Genomic DNA, 22,153 nt, shown 5'->3' on the forward strand with positions numbered 1-22,153 from the left:
CGGCGCCCAGGGGCGCCGCTCGCATTACTCTCTCGAGGTCGCTCAGGCCATGGCCTTCTGCAGGTTCTGATCGATGGCATCGAGGAAGCCGATGGTCGACAGCCATGGCTGATCCGGGCCGACGAGCAGGGAAAGGTCCTTGGTCATCTTGCCTTCTTCGATGGTGTCGACGGTGACCTTTTCGAGGGTTGCGGCGAACTTGGCGAGGGCTTCGTTGTCATCGAGCTTGGCGCGATGAGCCAGGCCACGCGTCCAGGCAAAGATGGAGGCGGTGGAGTTGGTTGAGGTTTCCTTGCCCTGCTGGTGCTGGCGGTAGTGACGCGTCACCGTCCCGTGGGCAGCTTCGGCTTCGACGATCTTGCCATCGGGGGTGGCCAGAACCGAGGTCATCAGACCGAGCGAGCCAAAGCCCTGGGCCACGATGTCGGACTGCACATCGCCGTCATAGTTCTTGCACGCCCAGACATAGCCGCCGGACCACTTGAGTGCCGAGGCGACCATGTCGTCGATCAGGCGGTGCTCGTACCAGATCTTGGCGGCTTCGAACTTTTCCTTGAACTCGGCTTCGTAGATTTCCTGGAAGATGTCCTTGAAGCGACCGTCATAGGCCTTGAGGATGGTGTTCTTGGTCGAGAGATAGCACGGCACACCGCGGGCAAGCGCGTAGTTGAAGCTGGAATAAGCGAAGTCGCGGATGGAATCGTCCAGGTTGTACATGGCCATGGCAACGCCAGCGCCGGGCGACTGGAACACTTCGTGCTCGATCACCTGGCCGTCTTCGCCGGTGAACTTGATGGTCAGCGTGCCCTTGCCCGGGAAGGTGAAGTCGGTGGCGCGGTACTGATCGCCAAAGGCGTGGCGGCCGACGATGATCGGCTGGGTCCAGCCGGGGACGAGGCGCGGCACGTTCTGGCAGATGATCGGCTCGCGGAAGATCACGCCGCCCAGGATATTGCGGATGGTGCCGTTGGGCGACTTCCACATCTTCTTGAGCTTGAATTCCTCGACGCGCTGCTCATCGGGGGTGATGGTGGCGCATTTGATGCCGACGCCGTACTTCTGGATCGCCTTGGCGGCATCGATCGTGATCTGGTCGTTGGTGGCGTCGCGGCTTTCGACGCTGAGATCGTAATATTCGATCGGCAGATCGAGATAGGGGTGGATGAGCTTGTCCTTGATCGCCTGCCAGATGATGCGCGTCATCTCATCGCCGTCGAGATCGACGACCGGATTGGCGACTTTGATCTTGCTCATGAAGAGTTCTCCCTTGGTGTCCTGCCTGTCGGCCCACAGCCGTGTTGGCGCCCCTATAGCATTGCAGGGGAAAAGCGCAAAGACTGGCTCGGCAAGGCCTCTTGCCCAAGGCGGGCAGGTTCAGGCGGGCGAAGGGCGGTAGGTCTCGTGCTGTGGAAGGTGATCGGCCATCGCGTCCCAGCCCTGGTGGGTGCGGGCGAAGATCAGTTGATTGGGCACAAACCAAGCGTTGTCGCCGGCGAAAAAGCCTGCCGCGACCAGGCGCACAGATGGAGCGCGGGAGGACTGGCCATAAAGCGGCGTGCCGCAATGGGGACAGAAGTGACGGGTGAAGGTTGCGCCCGACGCACTTGGCCGCGAGAAACTGCCGGCTTGCCCGGAGACGATCAGGTGTTGCTCAGACACGAGGGCCACGGTGGAATGACCCGTGCCGCTCGCCTGCTGGCAATGTAGGCAAGCGCACATGAACATGGAGCCGACCGGACCGGTGATGGCCATGGTCAGCGCCCCGCAGGCGCAACTGGCTTTCACGTTCACCGACGCTCGGTCTTGTTTGCTCATGGAGGCAGGCTGCCATGCGGGTTGGCGAGGAACAAGAGCAATGGCCTTGCCTTGATTCTCCCGAACCGCAACAATGAGTGGCTTCCGCCAGGAGGACGCATGGCGCTTTATCCGACCTATCCGATGGAAACCAAGCGGCTGCGTTTGCGCCCGTTTACACGCGGCGATGTTGATGCCGTGTTTGCCTATCGGCAGCGCGATGACGTGGCGCGGTTTCTGTTCGACTCGGCACTCAGCCGGGAGGAATGCGCACTGGCGGTGCAGCAGCGGATCGCGCAAACCACGCTGATCGACGAGGGCGACAAAATCGTTCTCGGGGTGGAACTGCCCGGCACCGGCGAACTGATCGGCGAAGTTTCGCTGATCTGGCGGAGCGTCGACAGCCAACAAGGGGAAGTGGGCTGGATCCTGCACCCGGACTATCACGGGCAGGGCTATGGCACGGAAGCGGCGGGCGCGATGCTGGACCTGGCGTTCAGGCAGGCAAATCTGCATCGGGTGATTGCCCGCTGCGCAGCCGAGAATGCGCCATCGTTCCATCTCATGGAGCGCCTGGGCATGCGGCGGGAAGCGCATTTCCGCGAGCACGCCGTCACCAAAGGTGTGTGGGATGAAGAGTTCATTTACGCTATTTTGCAGGGCGAGTGGCTGAGCCGGAACCCGCCCCGACCTAGTCCCAGCATCTTCAACTAACTTGCGCTAGTGCTGGAACTTCCCGCTGACGTGATCCGTTCTTGGGCATCAGTATCTATTCGGGAGGTTCGCTACTATGTCGTCACCATCTTTGCCCTTGCAAACAGATCGGTTGATGCTGCGGACCTTCGAGCGCGCCGATCTTGCGGATCTCGCGGCCTATCACACCCTTCCATCCATGCAGCGCTATGTGTTCAGCCGAACGCGTGACGAGGTCGATGTTGCCGATGCGCTCAACGTCCTTCGGGGACATGTGAGCCTGCAGCGGCCTGGCGACACGCTGACCATGGCCATGGTGCGCAAGGGCGATAAGAAGGTCATCGGCCATGTGTCGCTGAACTGGCAGGACGCAACCTCGGGGCAGGGCGAAGTTCGCTTCTGCATCAATCCCAGCTATTCGGGACAGGGCTATGCCGCCGAAGCGCTGGGCGCCATGTTCGATCTGGCTTTCGAGCGGTTCCATATCCACCGGGTATTTGTCCGGTGTGACGGGCGCAACCACAATTCCATCAAGCTGATGCAAAAGCTCGGCCTGCGCCTCGAAGCGCATTATCGCGAGCATGCGCTATTCCAGGGCGAGTGGGACGAAGAGCTGCATTTCGCCATTCTCGACCGGGAATGGAACCGCTCCAGCAAGGTCAAGGAACTGCCGATCCGCCATCGCGTGGCCTGAACCGCGCTTGGATATCTCGAATTCAGAACGGCGCTCCAGCGGGGCGCCGTTTGCGTTTGCCGCGGCGCTCCGCTAAGTGCGGCTGATAGCGAGAAGGGGCATCATGGCCGGCACCGATTCATCCATTCCCATCACCCTGGCGCCGTCACCGGCGATTATCCTCTGCGAGCCGCAGCTGGGCGAGAACATTGGCACGGCCGCTCGGGCCATGGCTAATTTCGGGCTGTGGGACTTGCGGCTGGTGCGGCCGCGCGACGGCTGGCCTAATGAGAAGGCGGTGAACGCCGCTTCCCGTGCCGATCATGTGCTCGAACGGGTGCGGGTGTTCGATACGCTTGAAGCGGCGATCAGCGACCTTACCCTGGTTTATGCCACGACGGCCCGCTCGCGCGACTTGCAGAAGGCGGTGATCGGCCCCGACGAGGCAGCGCAACGGATGGCCAGCCATATCGGTGGTGGTCGTGGTGCCGGCCTTCTGTTCGGGCGTGAGCGCTGGGGGTTGCTCAATGACGAGGTGGCCTTGGCCGATGCCATCGTGACCTTGCCGGTGGAGCCTGCCTTTGCTTCGCTCAACATCGCACAGGCCGTGTTGCTGCTGGCCTATGAATGGCGCCGCCACAGCGCCGCCGGAACCACGCTGCCATTCGAGGATAATCTGGCGCAGGTTGCGCCGCGCGAAGAACTGGTTGGCTTGTTCGGGCATTTGGAAGCGACGCTCGACCAATCGGGATTCTTTACCGCACCGGACAAGCGGCCCACAGTGGTCAACAATTTGCGCACAATGCTCGAGCGCGGCAAGTTCACCAGCCAGGAGATCCGCACTTTGCGCGGCGTAATTTCTTCGATTGACCGGCGCCATCAGCGCCCCAATCCAAACCGACAGCCGCGCGAAAGTGACAAAGGCTAGAAAATCGGCGGTCGGTCTGAGTTCGGGTGTGTTTGAGGCTTTGACGAGCGTTTACCGGCATGCCATGGGCAAATGATGAGCACGCCCGCACCGCATGATAAATCCCGCCTAGCTTTCAGTTACACCGGCTTCCGCTTCTTTTGGCTGACCACGCTGCTCGTCAGCTTTGCTGTCCAGATCATGTCTGTATCCATCGCCTGGCAGATCTTTGCGATCACCGGCGATTATTTCCTGCTCGGGCTGGTGGGCCTTTGCTTGTTTATGCCGGCTCTGGTGTTGATGCTGGTGACGGGCCTAGCGGCGGACCGGTTCAACCGCCGGATGATCATGGCAGTGTGCCTGGCAGTGGAGCTGGGTTGCGCGCTCGGTTTTCTCATGCTGGTGAATGCGCAGGAGCATGAGGTTTGGCCGATCTTTGCCATCCTAGTGGTACTGGGCACCGCCCGCGCCTTTTGGAGCCCCGCAGCTCAGTCGCTGGCCCCAAATCTGGTGCCCCCTGAAGCCCTGAGCAATGCGATTACGGTCAATGCTTCGGCCTGGCAGTTTGCGGCGATCATGGGACCCTCGATTGGTGGTGTGCTGTATGCCCTCAGCCCGGTGGTTGCGTTTGGCACCGCGGGCGTGCTGTTGCTGGTAGCCAGCGGTTGTGTGCTGCTGATCCCCAAGCCGCAGCAGCGCCAATCGCAGCAGGCGACCAGCCTTGAGACGATCTTTGGCGGGTTCCGTTATATCCTGAGCAACAAGGTGGTACTGGGCGCCATTTCGCTCGACATGTTCGCCGTGCTGATGGGCGGGGCAGTGGCCTTGCTGCCGGCCTTCACTGAAGAGATACTGCATGGTGGGCCAGTGGAGTTCGGCATTTTGCGGGCGTCGCCCGGCGTTGGCGCGCTGTTGATGGCGTTGACGCTGACGCGCTTCCCCATCCGGCATCATGCCGGCAAGATGCTGTTCGTGTTCGTGGCGCTGTTTGGTTTGTTCACGACGGTGTTCGGGCTGTCGAGCAATGTGTGGCTGTCGATTGGAGCACTGATGCTGGTGGGCGCCTCGGATATGGTGAGCGTGACCATCCGCGAGACCATCATGCAGCTCTGGACGCCCGAAGAGGTGCGCGGGCGCGTCAATGCGGTTAATTCCGTGTTTATCGGCGCGTCCAACGAGCTGGGCGAATTTCGAGCCGGAACGGTGGCCCATTTCATTGGGCCGGTTGGCGCGGTGGTGGTTGGTGGCGTGGGGGCCATGGCGGTCGCGGCGATCTGGAGCCGGGTGTTTCCCGGGCTGCGCGAGCAGGATACGCTTGACCGCAAGATGGTCAGGGATGGCGTGGCCGAGCCGCTGTCTACCCCTTAGAGTCCGGCCGGCTTGACTTTGCCGCTGGCCCCTTTTATCAACCGGCCACCTATTGCGGCCTTCGGGCCCTAGGCGCACCCGGGATCTTCTTTCATCAGAGGTCTGTCAGCCTGTCGGTTCACCGGCAGGCAGAGGAGGGCGCGATCCATTTCGACGTTTCATGAAAGGATACGCGATGTCGAAGCGCATTTCTGCCAAGCACAAGATTGACCGCCGTCTTGGCGAAAATATCTGGGGTCGTCCGTCGAGCCCGCTTAATGCTCGTGCCTATGGCCCCGGCCAGCACGGCCAGCGCCGCAAGGGCAAGCTGAGCGATTATGGTCTGCAGCTGCGCGCCAAGCAGAAGCTGAAGGGCTACTATGCCTCGATCACCGAGAAGTCGTTCAAGAAGCTCTACAACGAAGCTGCCCGCGTCAAGGGCGACACCGGCGAGAACCTTATTGGCCTGCTTGAGTCGCGCCTGGACGCGATCGTCTATCGTGCCAAGTTCGTGGCAACCCCGTTTGCTGCCCGCCAGTTCGTCAACCATGGCCATGTGATGGTCAATGGCAAGCGCGTCAACATTCCATCCTACCAGGTCAAGGTTGGCGACAAGATCGAAGTGCGCGAGCGCTCCAAGCAGCTCACCGTTCTGCTCGAAGCCATCCAGCTGGCTGAGCGTGATGTGCCCGACTATGTGGAAGTCGACCACAACAAGATGACCGCGACCTATGTTCGCGTGCCGGCCCTGTCGGATGTGCCCTATCCGGTGCAGATGGAGCCAAATCTGGTGGTGGAATTCTACTCGCGCTAAGCGAACCAGAGTTTTGAATGTGAAAGGGCTGCTCTTCGGAGCGGCCCTTTTTTGTTTGTGGGCTGCGGGGGCGTGGGGGATGGTCACCGGGCAGAGCGGCGCGTCCTGATGTGGTGGTCGGAACTCATACCAAAGAAGAAGGGCCGCTCCATGAGCGGCCCTTCATGGCGTCTGGCGAGGCGGTTGCTAGGCGGAGGCGCCGCTGAGGCTGACCTTTATCGGTTCCTGATCCTGGGGGATGTAGCTTTCGAACTTGCGCAGGCGCATGACGACCGATTGTAGCTCCACAATTACCGTCCAGGCGCGCGCGAAGAACTGGAAGGAGCTGAAAACCTGTCCGAAGGCGATCTGGATCTGCTGGTAGAGGCCCATGGTGAGTGTGCCGGCAAGGATGGAGGGCGCCATGACGAGGAGCGGCACATAGCCGACCATGTTGGTGTACCCGTACCTGGCAAGGTTGAAGTAGGTGTAGTGAAAATACAGGCGGAAGTAGTTCCTCTGCACATCGGCGAAGAGGTGACGGATCGTCGGGGGTTGGGCACGATCAGCATGGTCTTCGCCGAAGACCAGCTCTTTGCGGTAGGCCGCTTCGACACGCTGGTTGGCGAAGTTGAGGCCCGGCAACTTTATTCCGACGAGCGCCAGCAGGGCCGTGCCCGCTGCAGCACCCAGCAGAGCCACCCAGACTAGGCCACCTGGCGCGGCGCCAAAGATCGGCAGCTCGCTGATATTGGCAGAAAGGCTCCAGAGCAGGGGCAGAAAGACGACCAGCGTAATCAGTGAGTCGAAGAACGCGGTGCCCAGATCCTCCATGATCGAGGCGAAGCGCATTGTATCTTCCTGAACGCGCTGTGCCGCCCCTTCGGTGTGCCGGATCTCGGGCCAATAGGTCATGTAGTAGAAGTTCATGGCCTTGCGCCAGCGGAACACGTAGTGGGACGTGTAGAAGGCCAGCGCGACAGCGACGAGCACATTGGGGATGGTGACGAGGATGATGGTCCAGGTTAGCCCATAAAGCTGGTCGGGTGTTACTGACCCCGGCTGCGTCAATGCCAGCTGGATGGTGTTGAAGAACGAGCCCGACCATTCATTGACGAAGGCCTGCACCTGCACCTGGAAGTAGATGACCAGCAGGATGACAGCGGAAGAAACCACCGACCACCAGTACCACTCATTGCGCTTGTAGAAGTACCAGAAGACGCAGAAAACCAGCGCCACCATAACAACGTATTGGTAGAGCCATACCCGCTCGGCCGTCAGGAAATTGAGGCTGGCACCTTCGGCGGCAGCTGCCGCTGGATTGGGAGTGACCGGAGCTTCGCTCTCGGTGGAAGCGGGAGCATTAGGATTGGTTTGCTCGGCTCCCGCGGCAGGATCAGGCACCGGCTGGTCGGCGGTGGTGGGCTGATCGGAGACGGTGGCCGCCACCACTGGATGGGTGAACCGGTCAATGCTGATCACGGCGCGCAATGGTTCCCCGATGGAGAACCACAACAGCACTGATGCCAGCAGCCATAAGGCCGCTGAACTGAAGAAGATTTTTGGAACGGGGAAAAAGGACCGAAACACCGCGCGACTCCTTGGTGCCGAGAATATCGCCGCATCTAGCCGCCGAGTTTGAGCGAATGCAAGAAAGCGAAATTAAGCTTTGGTAAGGATAGCGAAGTCCGGTTTTCCTTCCCCTCCGCGTCCCATAGGGCTATCAGCAGGACACGTTGTTCAACGAGAGTTACGCCATGAGTGCGGTGATGGACGATCTTGCCAAGCCCGAGACAGATGCGGCGGAAAGCGGCGCGCATCCCATCTATGCCGATGCCCCGCGCAGCGTGGAATTCAACAAGCTGCGCAAGCGGCTGATCCGCAATACGCGCGAGGCGCTCGAGAAGTTTGCGATGGTGCGGCCGGGCGAGCGGTGGTTGGTGGCGCTGTCAGGGGGCAAGGACAGCTATGGCTTGCTGGCATTGCTGCTGGATCTGAAATGGCGCGGGCTGCTGCCCGTGGAGTTGCTGGCGTGCAATCTCGACCAGGGACAGCCCAATTTTCCCAAGCACATCCTGCCTGAGTTTCTCAGTGGGCTCGGGATCGAGCACCGGATCGAATACAAGGACACCTATTCGATCGTCACCGACAAGCTGCCGGCCGGTGCCACCTATTGTTCGCTTTGCTCGCGGCTGCGACGCGGCAATCTTTATCGCATCGCCCGCGAGGAAGGCTGTTCGGCGCTGGTGCTGGGGCATCATCGCGACGACAGCCTCGAAACGTTTTTCATGAACCTGTTCCATGGTGGCAAGCTCGCCGCCATGCCGCCGCGCCTGTTGAACGATGACGGCAATGTGGAAGTGCTGCGGCCGCTGATCTATTGCGCCGAGGATGATCTGGCGCGGTTTGCCGAACAGATGCAGTTCCCCATCATCCCGTGTGATCTGTGTGGTTCGCAGGATGGCCTGGAGCGCAACGCGATGAAGGCAATGCTTGCCGATATCGAAAAACGCATGCCGGGGCGCAAGGACGTGATGATCCGTGCGCTAGGCAACATCAATCCTAGTCATATGCTCGATCCGCGTTTGTTCGACTTTGCCGGTCTGGCCGAACGGAGAAGCTAATCGTGAACATCGATATCGAGTGGCTTGCCGGCGTGCTGCGCGCAGCGGCCAAGGCTGAGATCCTCCCCCGGTTCCGGCGGCTTGAGGATATCGACATTCAGGTCAAGACCGAGGCCATCGACCTGGTGACCGCGGCCGATCTGGCTGCCGAGCAGTTCATCAAGGCCGAGATCAGCCGGAAAATGCCATCGGCGCTGTTTGTCGGCGAAGAATCGGTGGCCGCCGACCCGCAACTGCTCAGGGCGCTCGCCGATGCGGAGCTGGCTGTGGTTGTTGACCCGATTGATGGGACCGCCAACTACGCAGCTGGCTTGCCGCTGTTTGCCGTGATGGCGGCGGTGGTCGTGGGCGGCGAAACGGTTGCCGGGATCATCTACGACCCGATGGGGGATGACTGGATGCTTGCGGAACAGGGCGGCGGCACCTGGCTGCGCCGGCCCGATGGGAGCGGCAGGCGCCTGCGTGTTGCCCCACCTTTGCCGTTGCCCGAGATGGTGGGCACCGCTTCCATTGCCTTTGTGCCGCCGGGCAAGAAGGTCGAGATCTTGCAGAACTTCGCCAAGGTGCGGCTCGTCTCGCATTACCGCGTGGCGGGGCACGAATACCGCACCTTTGTGTCGGGGCATTCGCAGTTCGTGAGCTACAACAAGCTGATGCCCTGGGACCACCTAGGGGGCGCGCTGATGGCGCAGGAGGCCGGCGGCTATGTGGCGCGGATGGATGGCTCGGCCTACCGTCCGCACCATATCGAGGGCGGGCTCTTGGCCGCCATCGACAAGGAAAGCTGGGAGCAGCTGCGGCGCAACGTTTTCACGTTCTGAGCCGCAGCAGCTAGGGCTCAATGGGCGGCGGACAAGTCCGCCGCGATCGGGCCGTTCTCCGTTCGGAAGAGCCGGCCGCGCTCGGCAACCAGAATGCAGGCGATAGCCAGGCACCCCATGATGAAGTAGCCCGCGGCGACTGGCACGACCGTGCCGTCAAAGTGCTGGCCGATATAGCCGCCGATGATCACGCCGCCCACGGTTTGGATGAAGCCAAAGACTGAGGAAGCGGTACCGGCGACAGCGCCGAGTGGCTCCATGGACAGCGAGTTCATGTTGGAGGCGGCCCAGCCAAAGCAGAACATGATGATGGCGAGGCAGGTGAGGAACAGCCAGAGCGGCAGGTTGCCGGTGACCGCGAGGACAACCCAGACGCCGCTCACCAGGGTGTAGACCAGCACCGCGCCGTGAGAGAGCCGGCGCATGCCGAAGCGGCGCACGATCTTGGAATTGGTGAAGGATGACACGGCCATGAGGCCGGCAATGGCGGCAAAGGCGACGGGGAAGTAGACGCCCAGGCCATAGATGTCGACATAGATCTGCTGGGAAGAGCTGATGAAGCCGAACAGCGCCGCAAAGAGGAACATGCCGGCAAGGCCATAGGAGAAGGCCACGCGGTTGGTGAACACGATGCGGAAGCCATCCACGACCGAGCCGAAGGTCAGCGGGCGGCGCTTGTCGAGAGGCAGGGTTTCGGGCAGGCGGAAATAGCCCCAGATGCCGAAGATCGTGGCCAGTACGCCCATGAAGATGAAGATGGTCTGCCAGGGGCCGGTCAGGAGCAGGATCTGCCCGATGCCGGGCGCAATCACCGGGATGGCCATAAAGACCATGAAAGTCAGCGACATGACCTCGGCCATGGCGCGGCCGGAATAAAGGTCGCGCACCAGGGACGTGGTGATGACGCGAGTGCCGGCAGCGCCAATGCCCTGCACGAAGCGCAGAATCAGCAGGGTGGCGAAATTGGGCGAGAAGGCTGCGGCGACCACCGCGACGATATAGAGGATGATGCCGAGCAGGAGCGGCGCGCGACGGCCGAATCGATCGGACAGCGGGCCGAAAGCCAGCTGCGCGGCACCGAAGCCGAACATGTAAACCGAGACGACGAACTGACGCTCGTTTTCGCTGCTGATGCCAAGGGCTTCGCCCATATAGGGCAGGGCGGGGAGCATGACGTCGATGGCGAGGGCGTTCAGCGACATCATCGCTGCCATCAGGGCAATAAATTCCGGACGGGAAAGCACCCGGGTCAAATGTTTGGACATGTTCTGGATCTCGAGGCTGCCGCCGGACGCGACACGATGTGCCGGACCATGAACCCGGAAGCCTAATTTGGCAACCGGCTATATCGTTAAAAGGCGATGGTGGAAGCGCCTTTTAGGTCAAGGTCAGGCGGGTTGCGGGGCGAATTTTACGTCGACTTTTTCGTTGATGGGAAGGTGGATGGCGGCCGAGGCCAGGCCGAGAACTATGCCCAGATACCAGACCAGACTATAGGAGCCGGTCACGTCATAGACATAGCCGCCCAACCAGACGCCCACGAAAGAGCCGACCTGGTGGCTGAAAAAGGCGACGCCGTAGAGCATGCCCATGTAGCGGGCACCAAAGAACAGGGTCACGAGGCCAGCCGTGAGTGGAACGGTGGAGAGCCAGAGCACGCCCATGGTCGCGGCAAAGGCATAGGCGGTCCATTCCGAGACGGGGACTAGCAGGAACACGGCGATAGCCACTGCGCGCAGGAAGTAGATGCTGGCGAGCAGCATCTGTTTGGGCAGGCGGCTACCGAGATAACCGGACAGCAGCGAGCCGACGATGTTGAAGAGCCCAATAACGGCAATGGTCCAGCTGCCGACCTCGGGAGAGAGGCCGCATTGCACCAAATAGGCGGGCATATGAACGTTGATGAACGCCAGATGAAAGCCGCAGACAAAGAAGCCGATGACGAGAAGGCGGTATGAGCCATGTCCCCAGGCGCGCGCCAGCGCCTGCATGAAGCGCAGGTCGGCATGGCCGACCGGGTTCTCGGTGCGACCGCGCAGGGCGTAGCTCAAGGGGATGATGAGCACGAGCATCATGCCGAGATAGATAAGGGCGGTCTGCCAGCCGAAGCTGTTGATGAAGCCCTGGCTGATTGGGGCAAAGATGAACTGGCCGAAGGACGAGGCGGCAGTGGCGACGCCGAAGATCAGGGTGCGCTTTTCCTGCGGGACGGAACGGCCGAAGGCGACCATGACGACGCTGAAGGACGATACGGCAATGCCGACGCCGGTGATGACGCCGCCGGTGATGGTGAGCAGACTGGCCGTGGGGGAGAAGGCCATGAGAATTACGCCCAAGGCGTAGATGGCGGCGCCGCCGGCGAGTGTGCGGCCGGTGCCGTAGCGATCGGCCCAAGCGCCCGCAAAGGGTTGGGCTATGCCCCAGGCCAGGTTCTGGATCGCCATGGCCATGCCATAGCCTTCGCGGGTGAGGCCCAGATCGGTGGAGATGGGCAGCGTAAAAAGCCCAAAGCTGGTGCGAACTCCGTTGCCGATCGCGGCGATGAGGCAGCCGCAGATGATCAGCGCAAGCAGAGGTACGGCGGGGCGAAGGCTGCTGGGCATGGCAGGAATCCAAGAAAGACAATCCTGTCTACGCCGGCGGTCCTATGTCGCAAAGCGATAATGCGGAATGACTTCGATGAATTTGGGTGATGGGGTTGACCGCTGCCGCGCTGGCGGGAACAACACGCGCTTCGCGCAGGAGCCGTTTGCCTTGATCCGCCACATCATATTCTTCACCGCCCCATCACCCGACAAGATCGAGGCGATCTGCCAGGGCCTTGAGCCGCTGGGCACTATCCCGCACTCGTCCCATTTCGAGGTGCGGCGCAACAGCAAGGTCGACCAGATCTCCAATGAGATCGACGTGGTGGTTTATGCCGAGTTCGCCGATGCCGCTGCACTGGCAGCCTACAAGGCGCATCCGACCTATGCGGAAACGACCCGTAAGGTGCAGCCCATGCGCGAGTTGCGCTTTTCGGCCGATATCGAGGTTTGAAATAAAAACGCCGGCCGCAAGGGCCGGCGTCGTTGTCTGGAATGGTCGCGATCAGGCGGTTTGCTTGACGGGGATGCCAGCCTGTTCAAAATGGGACTGCAGTTCACCAGCCTGGAACATCTCGCGCACGATGTCGGCGCCGCCGACAAACTCGCCCTTTACATAGAGCTGGGGAATGGTTGGCCAATTGGTGAAGGCCTTGATGCCGTCGCGCAGTTCGGCGCTTTCCAGCACATTGGCGCTGCCATATTCGACCCCGAGATAGTTGAGAATCTGGACGACTTGGCCGGAAAAACCGCATTGCGGGAAATCAGGCGACCCCTTCATGAAGAGGAACACGTCGTTGTTGGTTACCTTGTCGGTGATGAAGGCGTTGATGTCGGTCATGGCTGCTCTCTCGCTTGCACGCTCCGAAAAGCGGACATTGTTGGTGGATAAATAGGTCATCGACCCGACGCTGTCGAGAACAGCGGCAGCGAAATCACGCGGGGCCCTAGCGGCGAGAGGGCGCTGCGCCCAGTCCGACGAGCACTTCGGGCGTGATCTTGAGTTCTCGGATGACGTCATTGTGACTGCGAAAGCCGATGAGTTCACGCTGAACGAAATAGGCCCAGACCGCCTGGCGGGCAGTTTCGAGACATTGCCCGCGATCCGAGTCGGCTTCGGCGAGGGCTGCCATTGCGGCGATCACCCGGGCTTCGGCGCTGCCGAGCGATGACGCGCGCTCGGCGACAATCTCGTGCTCGATCGCCGATGTGCCCGCCTCCGGGCGGACCATGCGGATGAGATCGAGCGAGTCGCGCAGCGACATGGTACTTACTCGGGCGGGGCGCTGGTTTGCAGCGCCAAGGCATGGAGGGCGCCGCCCATGTCGCCGCCAATCGCCTGATAAACGATCTGGTGCTGCTGCACGCGCGATTTGCCCTTGAAGGCGGTGGACACGACAGTGGCGGCGTAGTGATCGCCATCGCCGGCCAGATCGCGAATGTCGATTTCGGCATCCGGCAGCGCGGCCTTGATGCGGCGCTCGATCTCGATTGCGTCCATTGGCATAGCGCTACTCCGTCATAGGTCGCCGGCGGCGTGGCCGGTCACTTTGATATTGCATGGTCGCCGAGGCGCTTCAATGGCCGGCATTGTCGGCCGCCATGCCGGACATGAAGCTGGGGAACCAGCCTTCATGGGCCGACTTCAGCTGCGACACGGGGAGGGGGCGGGCGGCGCCCAGGACGAGCTCCGTGCCGACGGTGGAGCCGATCCAGGGCGCAAAGATGCCGAGCGCCTGAGCCTCGGCCCAGAGATCGGCCAGTTCCTCGCCCTGCGGGTCGAGGTTGACGGTGACAAGGTAGCGGCCCTGATCTTCGGCAAAGTATTGCAGAATGGGGTCCTGGTCCTCGAGGTCGACGACCGTGGCGCCAATGCCGGAGGCCACGGCCATTTCCGCCAGCCCGACCGCAAGGCCGCCGTCGGAGAGGTCATGCACGGCAGTGGCGATGCCCGAGCGGATCAGCTTGCGTACGAAGTCGCCGGTGCGCTTTTCGTGGGCGAGGTCAACCGGCGGCGGGGCGCCAACGGCACGTCCGAACAGATCGCGCAGATAGATGGTTTGGCCAAGATGGGTGCCACGCTGGGGTGGGGCGCCCACGAGGAGGATGACTTCGCCGACTGCCGCAAAGCCGGTACGGGCCATCTTGGACCAATCATCGATCAGGCCGACGCCGCCAATGGTGGGGGTGGGAAGGATGCCCTGACCATTGGTTTCGTTGTAGAGCGAGACATTGCCGGAGACGATCGGGAACTCAAGCACGTGGCAGGCCTCACCGATGCCCTTGATGGCGCCGACCAGCTGGCCCATGATTTCGGGACGTTCGGGATTACCGAAGTTGAGGTTGTCGGTGGCGGCCAGGGGCTCTGCGCCGGTAGCGGTCAGGTTGCGCCAGCACTCGGCCACGGCCTGCTTGCCGCCTTCGAAGGGATCGGCCTCGCAGTAGCGGGGGGTAACGTCGGACGAGAAGGCTAGCGCCTTGGCGGGATGGCCATCGACGCGGATGACACCGGCATCGCCGCCGGGACGCTGGAGCGAGTTGCCGCCAATCAGGGTGTCATATTGCTCATAGACCCAGCGGCGCGAGGCGATCTGGTGGCCGCCCATGAGCTTGAGGAGAGCGTCCGCAACATCCATCTGCGGGACGTCGCTTGCGGCAAGTGACGCCGGGCGAGCCGGCTCGGTCCAGGGGCGATCATATTCCGGTGCTTCGTCGCCGAGATCCTTAATGGGGAGGTTGGCGACTTCTTCGCCGCGCCACATGACGCGGAAGCGCAGATCGTCGGTGGTCTTGCCGACGGTAGCGAAATCGAGTTCCCATTTCTGGAACACGGCGCGCGCTTCGGCTTCCTTGGCCGGGTGCAGCACCATCAGCATGCGCTCCTGGGACTCGGAGAGCATCATCTCGTAGGGCGTCATCTCGGTTTCGCGGACCGGCACCATATCGAGGTTCAGCTCGATGCCGAGGTCGCCTTTGGCGCCCATTTCCACGGCCGAGCAGGTCAGCCCGGCCGCGCCCATGTCCTGGATGGCGATGACGGCGCCGGTGGCCATGAGTTCGAGGCAGGCTTCCAGGAGGCGCTTTTCGGTGAAAGGGTCGCCGACCTGGACGGTGGGGCGCTTCTGCTCAATATCGTCGCCGAATTCGGCCGAGGCCATGGTGGCGCCGCCGACGCCATCGCGGCCCGTCTTGGCGCCGAGATAAACCACGGGAAGGCCGACACCTTCCGCCTTGGAGTAGAAGATCTTGTCGGTATCGGCTAGGCCGGCGGCAAAGGCATTGACTAGGATATTGCCGTTGTAGCGCTGGTCGAACTCGACCTCGCCCCCCACGGTGGGCACGCCAAAGGCATTGCCGTAGCCGCCGATGCCGGCGACGACGCCGGACACCAAATGGCGGGTTTTTTCATGGTCGGGCGCGCCGAAGCGCAGCGCGTTCATGGCGGCAACAGGACGGGCACCCATGGTGAAGACGTCACGCAAGATGCCGCCCATGCCGGTGCCGGCGCCCTGATAGGGCTCGATGAAGCTCGGATGGTTGTGCGACTCCATTTTGAAGACGACCGCCTGGCCGTCGCCGATATCAACCACGCCAGCGTTCTCGCCCGGACCCTGGATGACGCGAGCGCCGGTGGTTGGAAGAGTCTTGAGCCACTTCTTGGAGGATTTGTAGGAGCAGTGCTCGTTCCACATCGCGGAAAAGATGCCCAGCTCGGTATAGGTCGGCTGCCGGCCAATCAGGGCAACAATCTTGTCGAACTCGTCGGGCTTGATGCCATGATCGGCGACGAGTTCAGGCGTGATGGCGATGTGATTGTCGTAGGGCATGGTTGAACTGTCCGGCTGGAGCGGCTGGGTCAAGCGACGAGATCAAGGGCGCTGGCAAAGAGCGCGCGGCCATCATCGCCGCCATGGGCGAGCTCGATTAAATTTTCCGGGTGCGGCATGATCCCCAGGACATTCTTGTTCTCGTTGAGAATGCCGGCGATGTCGTTGATCGAACCATTGGGATTGGTGCCGTCGGCATAGCGGAAGGCCACCCGGCCTTCGCCCTCGAGCCGCTCGATCGTCTCGGCATCGGCGAAGTAGTTGCCATCGTGATGCGCCACGGGGCAACGGACGACCTGACCTTGCTGGTAAAGCCGGGTAAAGGGCGTGTCCGCGTTAGCCACCTGCAGCTTCACCTCACGGCAGACAAATTTGAGTGAGGTGTTCCGCATGAGGGCGCCGGGCAGGAGACCGGCTTCGGTCAGGATCTGAAAGCCGTTGCAGACGCCCAGGATGCGAACGCCATCGGCGGCGCGTTCGCGCACTGCGTCCATGATGGGGGAGCGGGCAGCAATAGCGCCGCAACGCAAATAGTCGCCGTAGGAGAAACCGCCGGGAATGACGATCAGGTCGGCTTCGGGAAGGTCACGTTCTCCGTGCCAGACCGTCGTTGGCGCGCGGCCGGAAATCTTGGTGAGCGCAGCAACCATATCTCGGTCGCGGTTAAGCCCTGGAAAGATGATGACAGCGGCCTTCATCGGCGGGGTCCTCGCGAGCTAGGGATTATGGGGGGACCTTGTCGTGGCTCTTGCAGCAAAAGGCAAGGGGCAAGAGCCGAAGAGCGCCTATTCCGCTGGCGTCCGCACGGCCGTTGTGCCGAGTCGCGCACCCGGTGTGCCGGGCAGACGCGCCCAAGCCGGGCGTTCGAATAGCCAGCGGCCGCGTCCGGTCCGCTGGATCAGCCAGAACAGAACCAAGGGCGTAAGGACGGCGCTGGACATCACCAGGGTGCTGATCAGATCAGCATTGGTGAATCCGACTCTGACAAGCAGGATGCGGGTCGCGGCCATGGGCAGGGCGAAGGCCAGGTAGACCACTATGGACTGAGCTCCGAGCCAGCGCAGCCAATCCATGAACGCAAGCTTGGACACTAGGCCCGCAACAACGCAAAGGGCGACAGAGCCGGCAAGCGCCAGCGCCAGGTGAATGCCCGGGGCGGTCGACAGGCCCATATGGATGGTCATGGGCAGAACCCGATAACCTGGCGAGAACACGAGCAGTGTTTCGAGCAGTGCCCAAAGCGAGAGGCCAGCCAAGGTCTGGACGACATGGTCCTGCGCCCAGGCAACCAGCCGGAACACGACCGGTGCGAAGACGTAGCCGGAATAGAAATAGATGAAGTGCTCAGCGAACTGGTCGAGCAGATACCAGCCGGTCTGAACATGGACGAGTTGGAGCAGAGCGGCGCCGATGAGCACAAGCCAATGGGGCGCCCTGGCGTTGTGGAGTAGCTTGGCCACGGCGCTGAAGGCGGCGAGCATGTAAATGAACCACAGCACGCCATAGGGCTCGACAATGGCCCAGAGCATATGGGTCATGGCCGTAACCGGATGGCCGGCGCCAGCCGCTTCCTTGAACAGGAGGTGGATCACGGCCCAGAGCGCGTAAAAGTAAAGATAATGGACCACACGCCGGTCGGCATAGCGCCGCCAGTCGCGATCAATGACCTGAGAAAGGAATAGGCCGGAGATCAAGAAGAACTCGGGCATACGGAATGGCGAGGCCCAAGCAATGATCCAATGCAGATAGCTGACCTGGTTGGTGACTTCACCGACCCCGATCGCCGAGTGCATCATCACCACCAAAAGGATCGAAATGCCTTTGGCAGTATCGACCCAATCCAGGCGTTGCTTGCTCTCGCTCATGGTTCACTCCGCGCCAGTTCGAGCCCCTTATAGGGTTGAACGGAGGTGAAGTGACGCTTGAGCTTGGAACAAGATTAACGCGCTGTCAGCTGCTCCGGTGAAGGGCAGGTGAACGGGCCGGGACGCTTGGGAGCTTCAGACCGGAACCGAAGCGTAGGCCGCAAACATCAGGCCGAGAGTGGCGAAGAACATGACCGAGAGGGAAACGGTTTTAAGCATGGCAATATGGTCCTGCGCCCCAAGAACGGCGCGAATATAAAAATACAACAAAGGCGTTAATCGAGAATTTCGACGGCGTAGTTTTCGATCACGGTGTTCGCCAGCAGGCGTTCACACATGCTGTTGATCTGAGAACGCGCGTCCGACTCCTCGGTTCCGTGCAACTCGATGTCGAACACCTTGCCCTGTCGCACGGATGCAACACCGGCAAAGCCCAGGCTCGCCAAAGATCCTTCAATTGCCTGACCTTGCGGGTCGAGTACGCCGGGCTTGAGCGTTACGGTGACGCGGGCTTTCATGGTGTTGTCCTAAACGAGCGGTTACTGGACCAGACGCGGGCCGGTGGTCAGGGCATTCTCGGTTTCCACCAGGATGCCGAGGCGCTGGGCCACTTCGCGGTACGACTCGACCAAACCGCCGAGGTCCTCGCGGAAGCGATCCTTATCGAGCTTGTTGCGGGTCTTGATGTCCCAGAGGCGGCAGCTGTCGGGCGAAATCTCGTCGGCCAGAACGATGCGCATCATGTCGCCTTCATAGAGACGACCGCACTCGATCTTGAAATCGACCAGCTGGATGCCGACGCCCATGAAGAGGCCGGTCAGGAAGTCGTTGACGCGGATGGCGAGCGACATGATGTCGTCGAGCTCGGCGGGGGTGGCCCAGCCAAAGGCGGTGATGTGCTCTTCGGAGACCATGGGGTCGCCCAGGGCGTCGTCCTTGTAGCAGAACTCGATGATGGAGCGCGGCAGCTGCGTGCCGGGCTCAAGGCCGAGACGCTTGACCAGCGAGCCAGCGGCGTAGTTGCGCACGATGATCTCGAGCGGGATGATCTCGACTTCCTTGATCAACTGCTCGCGCATGTTGATGCGCTTGAGGAAGTGCGTGGGAATGCCAAGGCCATTGAGCTTGGTGAAGATGAACTCGCTGATGCGGTTGTTCAGCACGCCTTTGCCGTCAATGACGTCGTGCTTGGCGCCGTTGCCAGCGGTGGCATCGTCCTTGAAATACTGAACCAGGGTCCCGGGCTCGGGGCCTTCGAAAAGAATCTTGGCCTTGCCTTCATAGATTCTGCGCCGACGGGTCATGAGGGGTCCAATAGCGATGAAGGGGAAGGGGAGGAATGGGCCGCTTCATGCGCCAGAACGGCGCAAAAATGCAAGCTATTTCGAGTCAGCTTCCAAAGCCTTGCGGTGTGCAGAGTGCCGCAGCTGAAGTGTTGCGCCTACCGCCGAAGCGTTGATTTGGCCGCGCCGACCGCCTATGTCGAGACTGAAGGCGGCCCCAAAGGGAGGGCGGCGAAGCAATCGGAGTGTTGCATGAGCGGATTCGAAGATCGTCGGCGGGGCGAAGAAACCAAATTCGCCTTTGACGCTGAAAAGCAGTTCAAGGCAGAAGCGCGCCGCAACAAGTTGCTGGGGATCTGGGCGGCGGAACTGATGAGTCTGCCTGCGGATGAAGCCAAGAGCTATGCGGCGGAAGTGGTCGCGGCCGATTTCGCCGAAGCGGGCGACGAGGACGTGTTCCGCAAGGTGTCGGGCGACCTCAAGGCCAAGGGGCTGAACATCGGCGAGGACGTGATTCGCCAGAAGATGGCCCAGCTCAAGCAGACGGCCAGCGAGCAGATTGCAGCCGAGGGCTGAGTTGGCTTGGCTGTTGAACGGAGAACCCGCGGATCATGTCCGCGGGTTTTTTATTGGCGGATGCGCTGCATCAAGCGGGTGAACATCAAGAGCCCCTCAGGCCAGGGGCCATGCCCCGAGTCGAGGTTGATGTGACCCGCTTCGCCTGCTTCGTGAAATTCCGAGCCCCAGCAGGTCGAGAACTCCACGGCGCGCTCGACCGTGCAATAGGGGTCGTTGGTGGACGCAACCATCAGCGAGGGGAAGGGCAGCGGGTCGCGCGGGATCGGGCGGAAGGCAATCGCCGCTTCGGGCGCATCGGGATGCAGTTCGACATCGGGCGGCGCTACGAGGAAGGCGCCTCGCACCTTGGTGTCGGTCAAGCGGCCGGCAGCGCCCACGGCGGCAAGCACGCCCAGGGAATGGGCAACCAGCACGACGGGCCGGGTCGCCATCAACACGGCCTGCTCGATCGTCGAAATCCAGTCGTCGGGGTCAGGCTCGTCCCAATCGGCTTGCTCGACAATGGCGGCATTGGCCATGCGCTCGGCCCAGCGTTGCTGCCAGTGACCAGACGGGGAGCCGCCCAGGCCCGGAATGATCAGAATGTCAGCTTCGGACAGCTTCATGCCGTTTCCCCAAATACCCGGGCAAAGATCGTGTCGACATGCTTGAGGTGATAGGCATCGTCAAACATGGCGTCGATCTGCTCGTCAGACAGGGAGACGGCCGGATCGGCCTTTAGGTTGCGTGCAAACTGCCCGGTGCGGTCGCCCCGCATTTCCCAGACCTGCATGGCGTTGCGCTGGACGGCGGCATAGCTGTCCTCGCGCGAGTAGCCGGCCTGGGTGAGGGCCAGCAGCACGCGCTGGGAGTTATGCAGGCCGCCGAGCAGGTCGAGATTGCGGCGCATATTCTCGGGATAGACCACAAGCTTGTCGATGACGCCGGTGAGGCGTGCGAGGGCAAAATCGAGGGTGACGGTAGCGTCAGGGCCAATCATGCGCTCGACCGAGGAGTGCGAAATGTCGCGCTCATGCCAGAGGGCGACGTTTTCGAGCGCGGGGGTGACCATGCCGCGCACCAGTCGGGCAAGACCGGTTAGGTTCTCGGTCAGCACCGGATTGCGCTTGTGCGGCATGGCCGAGGAGCCCTTCTGGCCCGGCGAGAAATATTCCTCAGCCTCGAGCACTTCGGTGCGCTGGAGATGCCGGATCTCGACGGCGACCCGTTCGATCGAGGAGGCGACGACGCCCAGGGTCGCGAAGAACATGGCGTGGCGGTCACGCGGAATCACCTGGGTGGACACCGGCTCGATGGCGAGGCCGAGTTTGTCGGCGACATATTGCTCAACCGAGGGATCGATATTGGCGAAGGTGCCGATCGCGCCCGAAATGGCGGCCGTGGCGATCTCCTCGCGGGCGTGAACGAGACGCTGCCGGTTACGGGTGAATTCGGCATAAGCTTCGGCCAGCTTGACGCCGAAGGTCGTGGGTTCGGCGTGGATGCCGTGCGAGCGGCCGATGGTTATGGTGTGCTTGTGCTCAAGGGCGCGGCGCTTGAGGGCGGCCAAAAGCGCGTCGACATCGGCGATCAGCAGGTCGGCGGCGCGGGCAAGCTGGACCGAGAGCGTTGTGTCGAGGATATCGGACGAGGTCATACCCTGATGCACGAAGCGGGCTTCGGGGCCGACAATTTCGGAGAGGTGAGTGAGGAAAGCGATGACGTCGTGCTTGGTGGTGCGCTCGATTTCATCGATCCGGGCGACGTCGAAGGCGTAGTCGCCATGCTCGGCCTTGCGGGCATTCATCACGTCCCAGATGCGTTGGGCGGCTTCCTTGGGCACGACGCCAATTTCAGCGAGCTTGGTGGTCGCGTGCGCCTCGATCTCAAACCAGATGGAAAAGCGCGTTTCGGCGGACCAGATGGCGACCATTTCGGGACGGGAATAGCGAGGGATCATTGATCTGGACCTTGAGTTTGAGCAGGCGGCGCGGCCCGGTAGCGCGTCAGGCGTTCCGACAGCGTTCCGGTATGAAGTTCGAACAGGTGATTGTCGTGATCTTCGAAATAAAGCGATCGGCCTTCTTCAGCAAGGCGGGGGCGGCTTCGCGCAAGTCGAGCCCTAAAGCTGTGATGCGCTCGCGGTAAAGCTCGAAGTCGGCTTCGGCGATCTTGAAGGCGACATGATTGTAGCTGCGGGCGGGTAGGGGGTCGCCCTGCATGATGGCGATCCAGAGTTCGTCATCGCCCAGCAGGAAGAAGCGCTCGGGCGAGAGCGAAAAGGTCGTGCTGCCGCTGTCGTAGATCTTTTCCGCCCCAAGCACCCGGGTGAGGATGGTTTCCATCCGGTCCAGGTCGGCCACGATGAAGGTCAGGTGGCTCA

25 protein-coding genes and 1 pseudogene are annotated in these 22,153 nt (G+C 61.7%); 9 read left to right on the plus strand and 17 right to left on the minus strand.

What is annotated here, in order from left to right:
- Positions 1 to 42 precede the first annotated feature (42 nt).
- Positions 43 to 1,254, minus strand: a complete 1,212-nt coding sequence (locus AC3YMN_RS04595) for an NADP-dependent isocitrate dehydrogenase (protein WP_127753439.1) — start codon at positions 1,252 to 1,254, stop codon at positions 43 to 45.
- A gap of 120 nt (positions 1,255 to 1,374) precedes the next feature.
- A complete protein-coding gene (locus tag AC3YMN_RS04600; RefSeq protein ID WP_489889083.1) occupies positions 1,375 to 1,815 on the minus strand; it encodes a GFA family protein in 441 nt (146 codons plus the stop codon).
- A gap of 99 nt (positions 1,816 to 1,914) precedes the next feature.
- Between AC3YMN_RS04600 and AC3YMN_RS04605 the strand changes: the two genes are divergently transcribed.
- The 5 genes from AC3YMN_RS04605 to rpsD all read left to right on the plus strand — a co-directional run bounded on the left by AC3YMN_RS04605 (position 1,915) and on the right by rpsD (position 6,228).
- A complete protein-coding gene (locus tag AC3YMN_RS04605) occupies positions 1,915 to 2,508 on the plus strand; it encodes a GNAT family N-acetyltransferase (protein WP_489889084.1) in 594 nt (197 codons plus the stop codon).
- Between the two features lie 115 nt (positions 2,509 to 2,623).
- On the plus strand, positions 2,624 to 3,181 hold the full coding sequence (locus AC3YMN_RS04610) for a GNAT family N-acetyltransferase (protein WP_489889085.1): 558 nt from the start codon (positions 2,624 to 2,626) through the stop codon (positions 3,179 to 3,181).
- Positions 3,182 to 3,284: 103 nt separating this feature from the next.
- Positions 3,285 to 4,088, plus strand: a complete 804-nt coding sequence (locus tag AC3YMN_RS04615) for an RNA methyltransferase (RefSeq protein ID WP_489889086.1) — start codon at positions 3,285 to 3,287, stop codon at positions 4,086 to 4,088.
- 75 nt (positions 4,089 to 4,163) lie between these two features.
- The gene (locus AC3YMN_RS04620; RefSeq protein WP_489889087.1) at positions 4,164 to 5,435 is read left to right on the plus strand and encodes an MFS transporter; all 1,272 of its coding nucleotides are present in this window, start codon (positions 4,164 to 4,166) and stop codon (positions 5,433 to 5,435) included.
- Positions 5,436 to 5,610: 175 nt separating this feature from the next.
- Entirely contained in the window at positions 5,611 to 6,228 is a 618-nt protein-coding gene (gene rpsD / locus AC3YMN_RS04625) for a 30S ribosomal protein S4 (RefSeq protein ID WP_127753433.1), read from the plus strand.
- Between the two features lie 186 nt (positions 6,229 to 6,414).
- Here the strand turns inward: rpsD and AC3YMN_RS04630 are convergent, their stop codons facing one another.
- On the minus strand, positions 6,415 to 7,797 hold the full coding sequence (locus AC3YMN_RS04630; protein WP_489889088.1) for an SbmA/BacA-like family transporter: 1,383 nt from the start codon (positions 7,795 to 7,797) through the stop codon (positions 6,415 to 6,417).
- A gap of 179 nt (positions 7,798 to 7,976) precedes the next feature.
- On the opposite strand from AC3YMN_RS04630, the gene ttcA reads away from it, so the two are divergent.
- Positions 7,977 to 8,831 (plus strand): tRNA 2-thiocytidine(32) synthetase TtcA, encoded by an 855-nt coding sequence (gene ttcA, locus AC3YMN_RS04635; RefSeq protein WP_489889200.1) that lies wholly within the window; start codon positions 7,977 to 7,979, stop codon positions 8,829 to 8,831.
- A gap of 2 nt (positions 8,832 to 8,833) precedes the next feature.
- Positions 8,834 to 9,652 (plus strand): inositol monophosphatase family protein, encoded by an 819-nt coding sequence (locus tag AC3YMN_RS04640; protein WP_489889089.1) that lies wholly within the window; start codon positions 8,834 to 8,836, stop codon positions 9,650 to 9,652.
- A gap of 17 nt (positions 9,653 to 9,669) precedes the next feature.
- Here AC3YMN_RS04640 and AC3YMN_RS04645 read toward each other — a convergent pair whose 3' ends face one another.
- A complete protein-coding gene (locus tag AC3YMN_RS04645) occupies positions 9,670 to 10,917 on the minus strand; it encodes a multidrug effflux MFS transporter (protein WP_489889090.1) in 1,248 nt (415 codons plus the stop codon).
- A gap of 123 nt (positions 10,918 to 11,040) precedes the next feature.
- Positions 11,041 to 12,255, minus strand: coding sequence for an MFS transporter (locus tag AC3YMN_RS04650; protein WP_489889091.1), 1,215 nt, complete (start codon positions 12,253 to 12,255; stop codon positions 11,041 to 11,043).
- A 151-nt stretch (positions 12,256 to 12,406) separates the two neighbouring features.
- Between AC3YMN_RS04650 and AC3YMN_RS04655 the strand changes: the two genes are divergently transcribed.
- Complete coding sequence (locus tag AC3YMN_RS04655) at positions 12,407 to 12,691, plus strand: Dabb family protein (RefSeq protein WP_489889201.1); 285 nt, start codon at positions 12,407 to 12,409, stop codon at positions 12,689 to 12,691.
- Between the two features lie 51 nt (positions 12,692 to 12,742).
- On the opposite strand, the gene grxD is transcribed toward AC3YMN_RS04655, so the two are convergent.
- The 9 genes from grxD to purC all read right to left on the minus strand — a co-directional run bounded on the left by grxD (position 12,743) and on the right by purC (position 19,233).
- A complete protein-coding gene (gene grxD / locus AC3YMN_RS04660; RefSeq protein WP_127753427.1) occupies positions 12,743 to 13,078 on the minus strand; it encodes a Grx4 family monothiol glutaredoxin in 336 nt (111 codons plus the stop codon).
- A gap of 106 nt (positions 13,079 to 13,184) precedes the next feature.
- Complete coding sequence (locus AC3YMN_RS04665) at positions 13,185 to 13,502, minus strand: DUF6665 family protein (RefSeq protein ID WP_489889092.1); 318 nt, start codon at positions 13,500 to 13,502, stop codon at positions 13,185 to 13,187.
- 5 nt (positions 13,503 to 13,507) lie between these two features.
- Positions 13,508 to 13,744 carry a BolA family protein gene (locus AC3YMN_RS04670; protein ID WP_127753425.1) on the minus strand — a complete coding sequence of 79 codons (237 nt, stop codon included), beginning with the start codon at positions 13,742 to 13,744 and terminating at the stop codon, positions 13,508 to 13,510.
- Positions 13,745 to 13,814: 70 nt separating this feature from the next.
- Entirely contained in the window at positions 13,815 to 16,064 is a 2,250-nt protein-coding gene (gene purL / locus AC3YMN_RS04675) for a phosphoribosylformylglycinamidine synthase subunit PurL (protein WP_489889093.1), read from the minus strand.
- A gap of 29 nt (positions 16,065 to 16,093) precedes the next feature.
- Positions 16,094 to 16,762, minus strand: a complete 669-nt coding sequence (gene purQ, locus AC3YMN_RS04680; RefSeq protein WP_172123558.1) for a phosphoribosylformylglycinamidine synthase subunit PurQ — start codon at positions 16,760 to 16,762, stop codon at positions 16,094 to 16,096.
- Between the two features lie 87 nt (positions 16,763 to 16,849).
- Complete coding sequence (locus tag AC3YMN_RS04685; protein WP_489889094.1) at positions 16,850 to 17,929, minus strand: acyltransferase family protein; 1,080 nt, start codon at positions 17,927 to 17,929, stop codon at positions 16,850 to 16,852.
- A gap of 135 nt (positions 17,930 to 18,064) precedes the next feature.
- Positions 18,065 to 18,196: a hypothetical protein gene (locus AC3YMN_RS04690; protein ID WP_489889095.1), complete on the minus strand. Its 132-nt coding sequence runs from the start codon at positions 18,194 to 18,196 to the stop codon at positions 18,065 to 18,067.
- An 8-nt stretch (positions 18,197 to 18,204) separates the two neighbouring features.
- Positions 18,205 to 18,447, minus strand: coding sequence for a phosphoribosylformylglycinamidine synthase subunit PurS (gene purS / locus AC3YMN_RS04695; protein WP_489889096.1), 243 nt, complete (start codon positions 18,445 to 18,447; stop codon positions 18,205 to 18,207).
- Positions 18,448 to 18,468: 21 nt separating this feature from the next.
- On the minus strand, positions 18,469 to 19,233 hold the full coding sequence (purC, locus tag AC3YMN_RS04700) for a phosphoribosylaminoimidazolesuccinocarboxamide synthase (protein ID WP_489889097.1): 765 nt from the start codon (positions 19,231 to 19,233) through the stop codon (positions 18,469 to 18,471).
- A 231-nt stretch (positions 19,234 to 19,464) separates the two neighbouring features.
- On the opposite strand from purC, the gene AC3YMN_RS04705 reads away from it, so the two are divergent.
- Entirely contained in the window at positions 19,465 to 19,788 is a 324-nt protein-coding gene (locus tag AC3YMN_RS04705) for a DUF1476 domain-containing protein (RefSeq protein WP_489889098.1), read from the plus strand.
- A gap of 50 nt (positions 19,789 to 19,838) precedes the next feature.
- Here the strand turns inward: AC3YMN_RS04705 and AC3YMN_RS04710 are convergent, their stop codons facing one another.
- The 3 genes and pseudogenes from AC3YMN_RS04710 to AC3YMN_RS04720 all read right to left on the minus strand — a co-directional run bounded on the left by AC3YMN_RS04710 (position 19,839) and on the right by AC3YMN_RS04720 (position 22,115).
- Complete coding sequence (locus AC3YMN_RS04710; protein ID WP_127753418.1) at positions 19,839 to 20,396, minus strand: RBBP9/YdeN family alpha/beta hydrolase; 558 nt, start codon at positions 20,394 to 20,396, stop codon at positions 19,839 to 19,841.
- Complete coding sequence (purB, locus tag AC3YMN_RS04715) at positions 20,393 to 21,730, minus strand: adenylosuccinate lyase (RefSeq protein WP_489889099.1); 1,338 nt, start codon at positions 21,728 to 21,730, stop codon at positions 20,393 to 20,395. The genes AC3YMN_RS04710 and purB overlap by 4 nt, the downstream gene beginning before the upstream one ends.
- Positions 21,727 to 22,115: pseudogene (locus AC3YMN_RS04720) on the minus strand (VOC family protein). Before AC3YMN_RS04720 ends, purB begins: the two are co-directional and overlap by 4 nt.
- Positions 22,116 to 22,153 lie beyond the last annotated feature (38 nt).

The organism is Devosia sp. Z11_6 (genome assembly GCF_058133665.1).

Excerpts from the sequence above, each read along its gene's own strand:
- AC3YMN_RS04605 (WP_489889084.1), top strand. The coding sequence starts at position 1,915 with ATGGCGCTTTATCCGACCTATCCGATGGAAACCAAGCGGCTGCGTTTG.
- purB (WP_489889099.1), bottom strand. The coding sequence starts at position 21,730 with ATGATCCCTCGCTATTCCCGTCCCGAAATGGTCGCCATCTGGTCCGCC.
- rpsD (WP_127753433.1), top strand. The coding sequence starts at position 5,611 with ATGTCGAAGCGCATTTCTGCCAAGCACAAGATTGACCGCCGTCTTGGC.
- AC3YMN_RS04670 (WP_127753425.1), bottom strand. The coding sequence starts at position 13,744 with ATGCCAATGGACGCAATCGAGATCGAGCGCCGCATCAAGGCCGCGCTG.
- purC (WP_489889097.1), bottom strand. The coding sequence starts at position 19,233 with ATGACCCGTCGGCGCAGAATCTATGAAGGCAAGGCCAAGATTCTTTTC.
- AC3YMN_RS04615 (WP_489889086.1), top strand. The coding sequence starts at position 3,285 with ATGGCCGGCACCGATTCATCCATTCCCATCACCCTGGCGCCGTCACCG.
- AC3YMN_RS04620 (WP_489889087.1), top strand. The coding sequence starts at position 4,164 with ATGAGCACGCCCGCACCGCATGATAAATCCCGCCTAGCTTTCAGTTAC.
- AC3YMN_RS04600 (WP_489889083.1), bottom strand. The coding sequence starts at position 1,815 with ATGAGCAAACAAGACCGAGCGTCGGTGAACGTGAAAGCCAGTTGCGCC.
- purQ (WP_172123558.1), bottom strand. The coding sequence starts at position 16,762 with ATGAAGGCCGCTGTCATCATCTTTCCAGGGCTTAACCGCGACCGAGAT.
- AC3YMN_RS04595 (WP_127753439.1), bottom strand. The coding sequence starts at position 1,254 with ATGAGCAAGATCAAAGTCGCCAATCCGGTCGTCGATCTCGACGGCGAT.
- AC3YMN_RS04710 (WP_127753418.1), bottom strand. The coding sequence starts at position 20,396 with ATGAAGCTGTCCGAAGCTGACATTCTGATCATTCCGGGCCTGGGCGGC.
- purS (WP_489889096.1), bottom strand. The coding sequence starts at position 18,447 with ATGAAAGCCCGCGTCACCGTAACGCTCAAGCCCGGCGTACTCGACCCG.
- purL (WP_489889093.1), bottom strand. The coding sequence starts at position 16,064 with ATGCCCTACGACAATCACATCGCCATCACGCCTGAACTCGTCGCCGAT.
- AC3YMN_RS04705 (WP_489889098.1), top strand. The coding sequence starts at position 19,465 with ATGAGCGGATTCGAAGATCGTCGGCGGGGCGAAGAAACCAAATTCGCC.
- grxD (WP_127753427.1), bottom strand. The coding sequence starts at position 13,078 with ATGACCGACATCAACGCCTTCATCACCGACAAGGTAACCAACAACGAC.
- AC3YMN_RS04665 (WP_489889092.1), bottom strand. The coding sequence starts at position 13,502 with ATGTCGCTGCGCGACTCGCTCGATCTCATCCGCATGGTCCGCCCGGAG.
- AC3YMN_RS04650 (WP_489889091.1), bottom strand. The coding sequence starts at position 12,255 with ATGCCCAGCAGCCTTCGCCCCGCCGTACCTCTGCTTGCGCTGATCATC.
- AC3YMN_RS04645 (WP_489889090.1), bottom strand. The coding sequence starts at position 10,917 with ATGTCCAAACATTTGACCCGGGTGCTTTCCCGTCCGGAATTTATTGCC.
- AC3YMN_RS04685 (WP_489889094.1), bottom strand. The coding sequence starts at position 17,929 with ATGAGCGAGAGCAAGCAACGCCTGGATTGGGTCGATACTGCCAAAGGC.
- ttcA (WP_489889200.1), top strand. The coding sequence starts at position 7,977 with ATGGACGATCTTGCCAAGCCCGAGACAGATGCGGCGGAAAGCGGCGCG.
- AC3YMN_RS04610 (WP_489889085.1), top strand. The coding sequence starts at position 2,624 with ATGCTGCGGACCTTCGAGCGCGCCGATCTTGCGGATCTCGCGGCCTAT.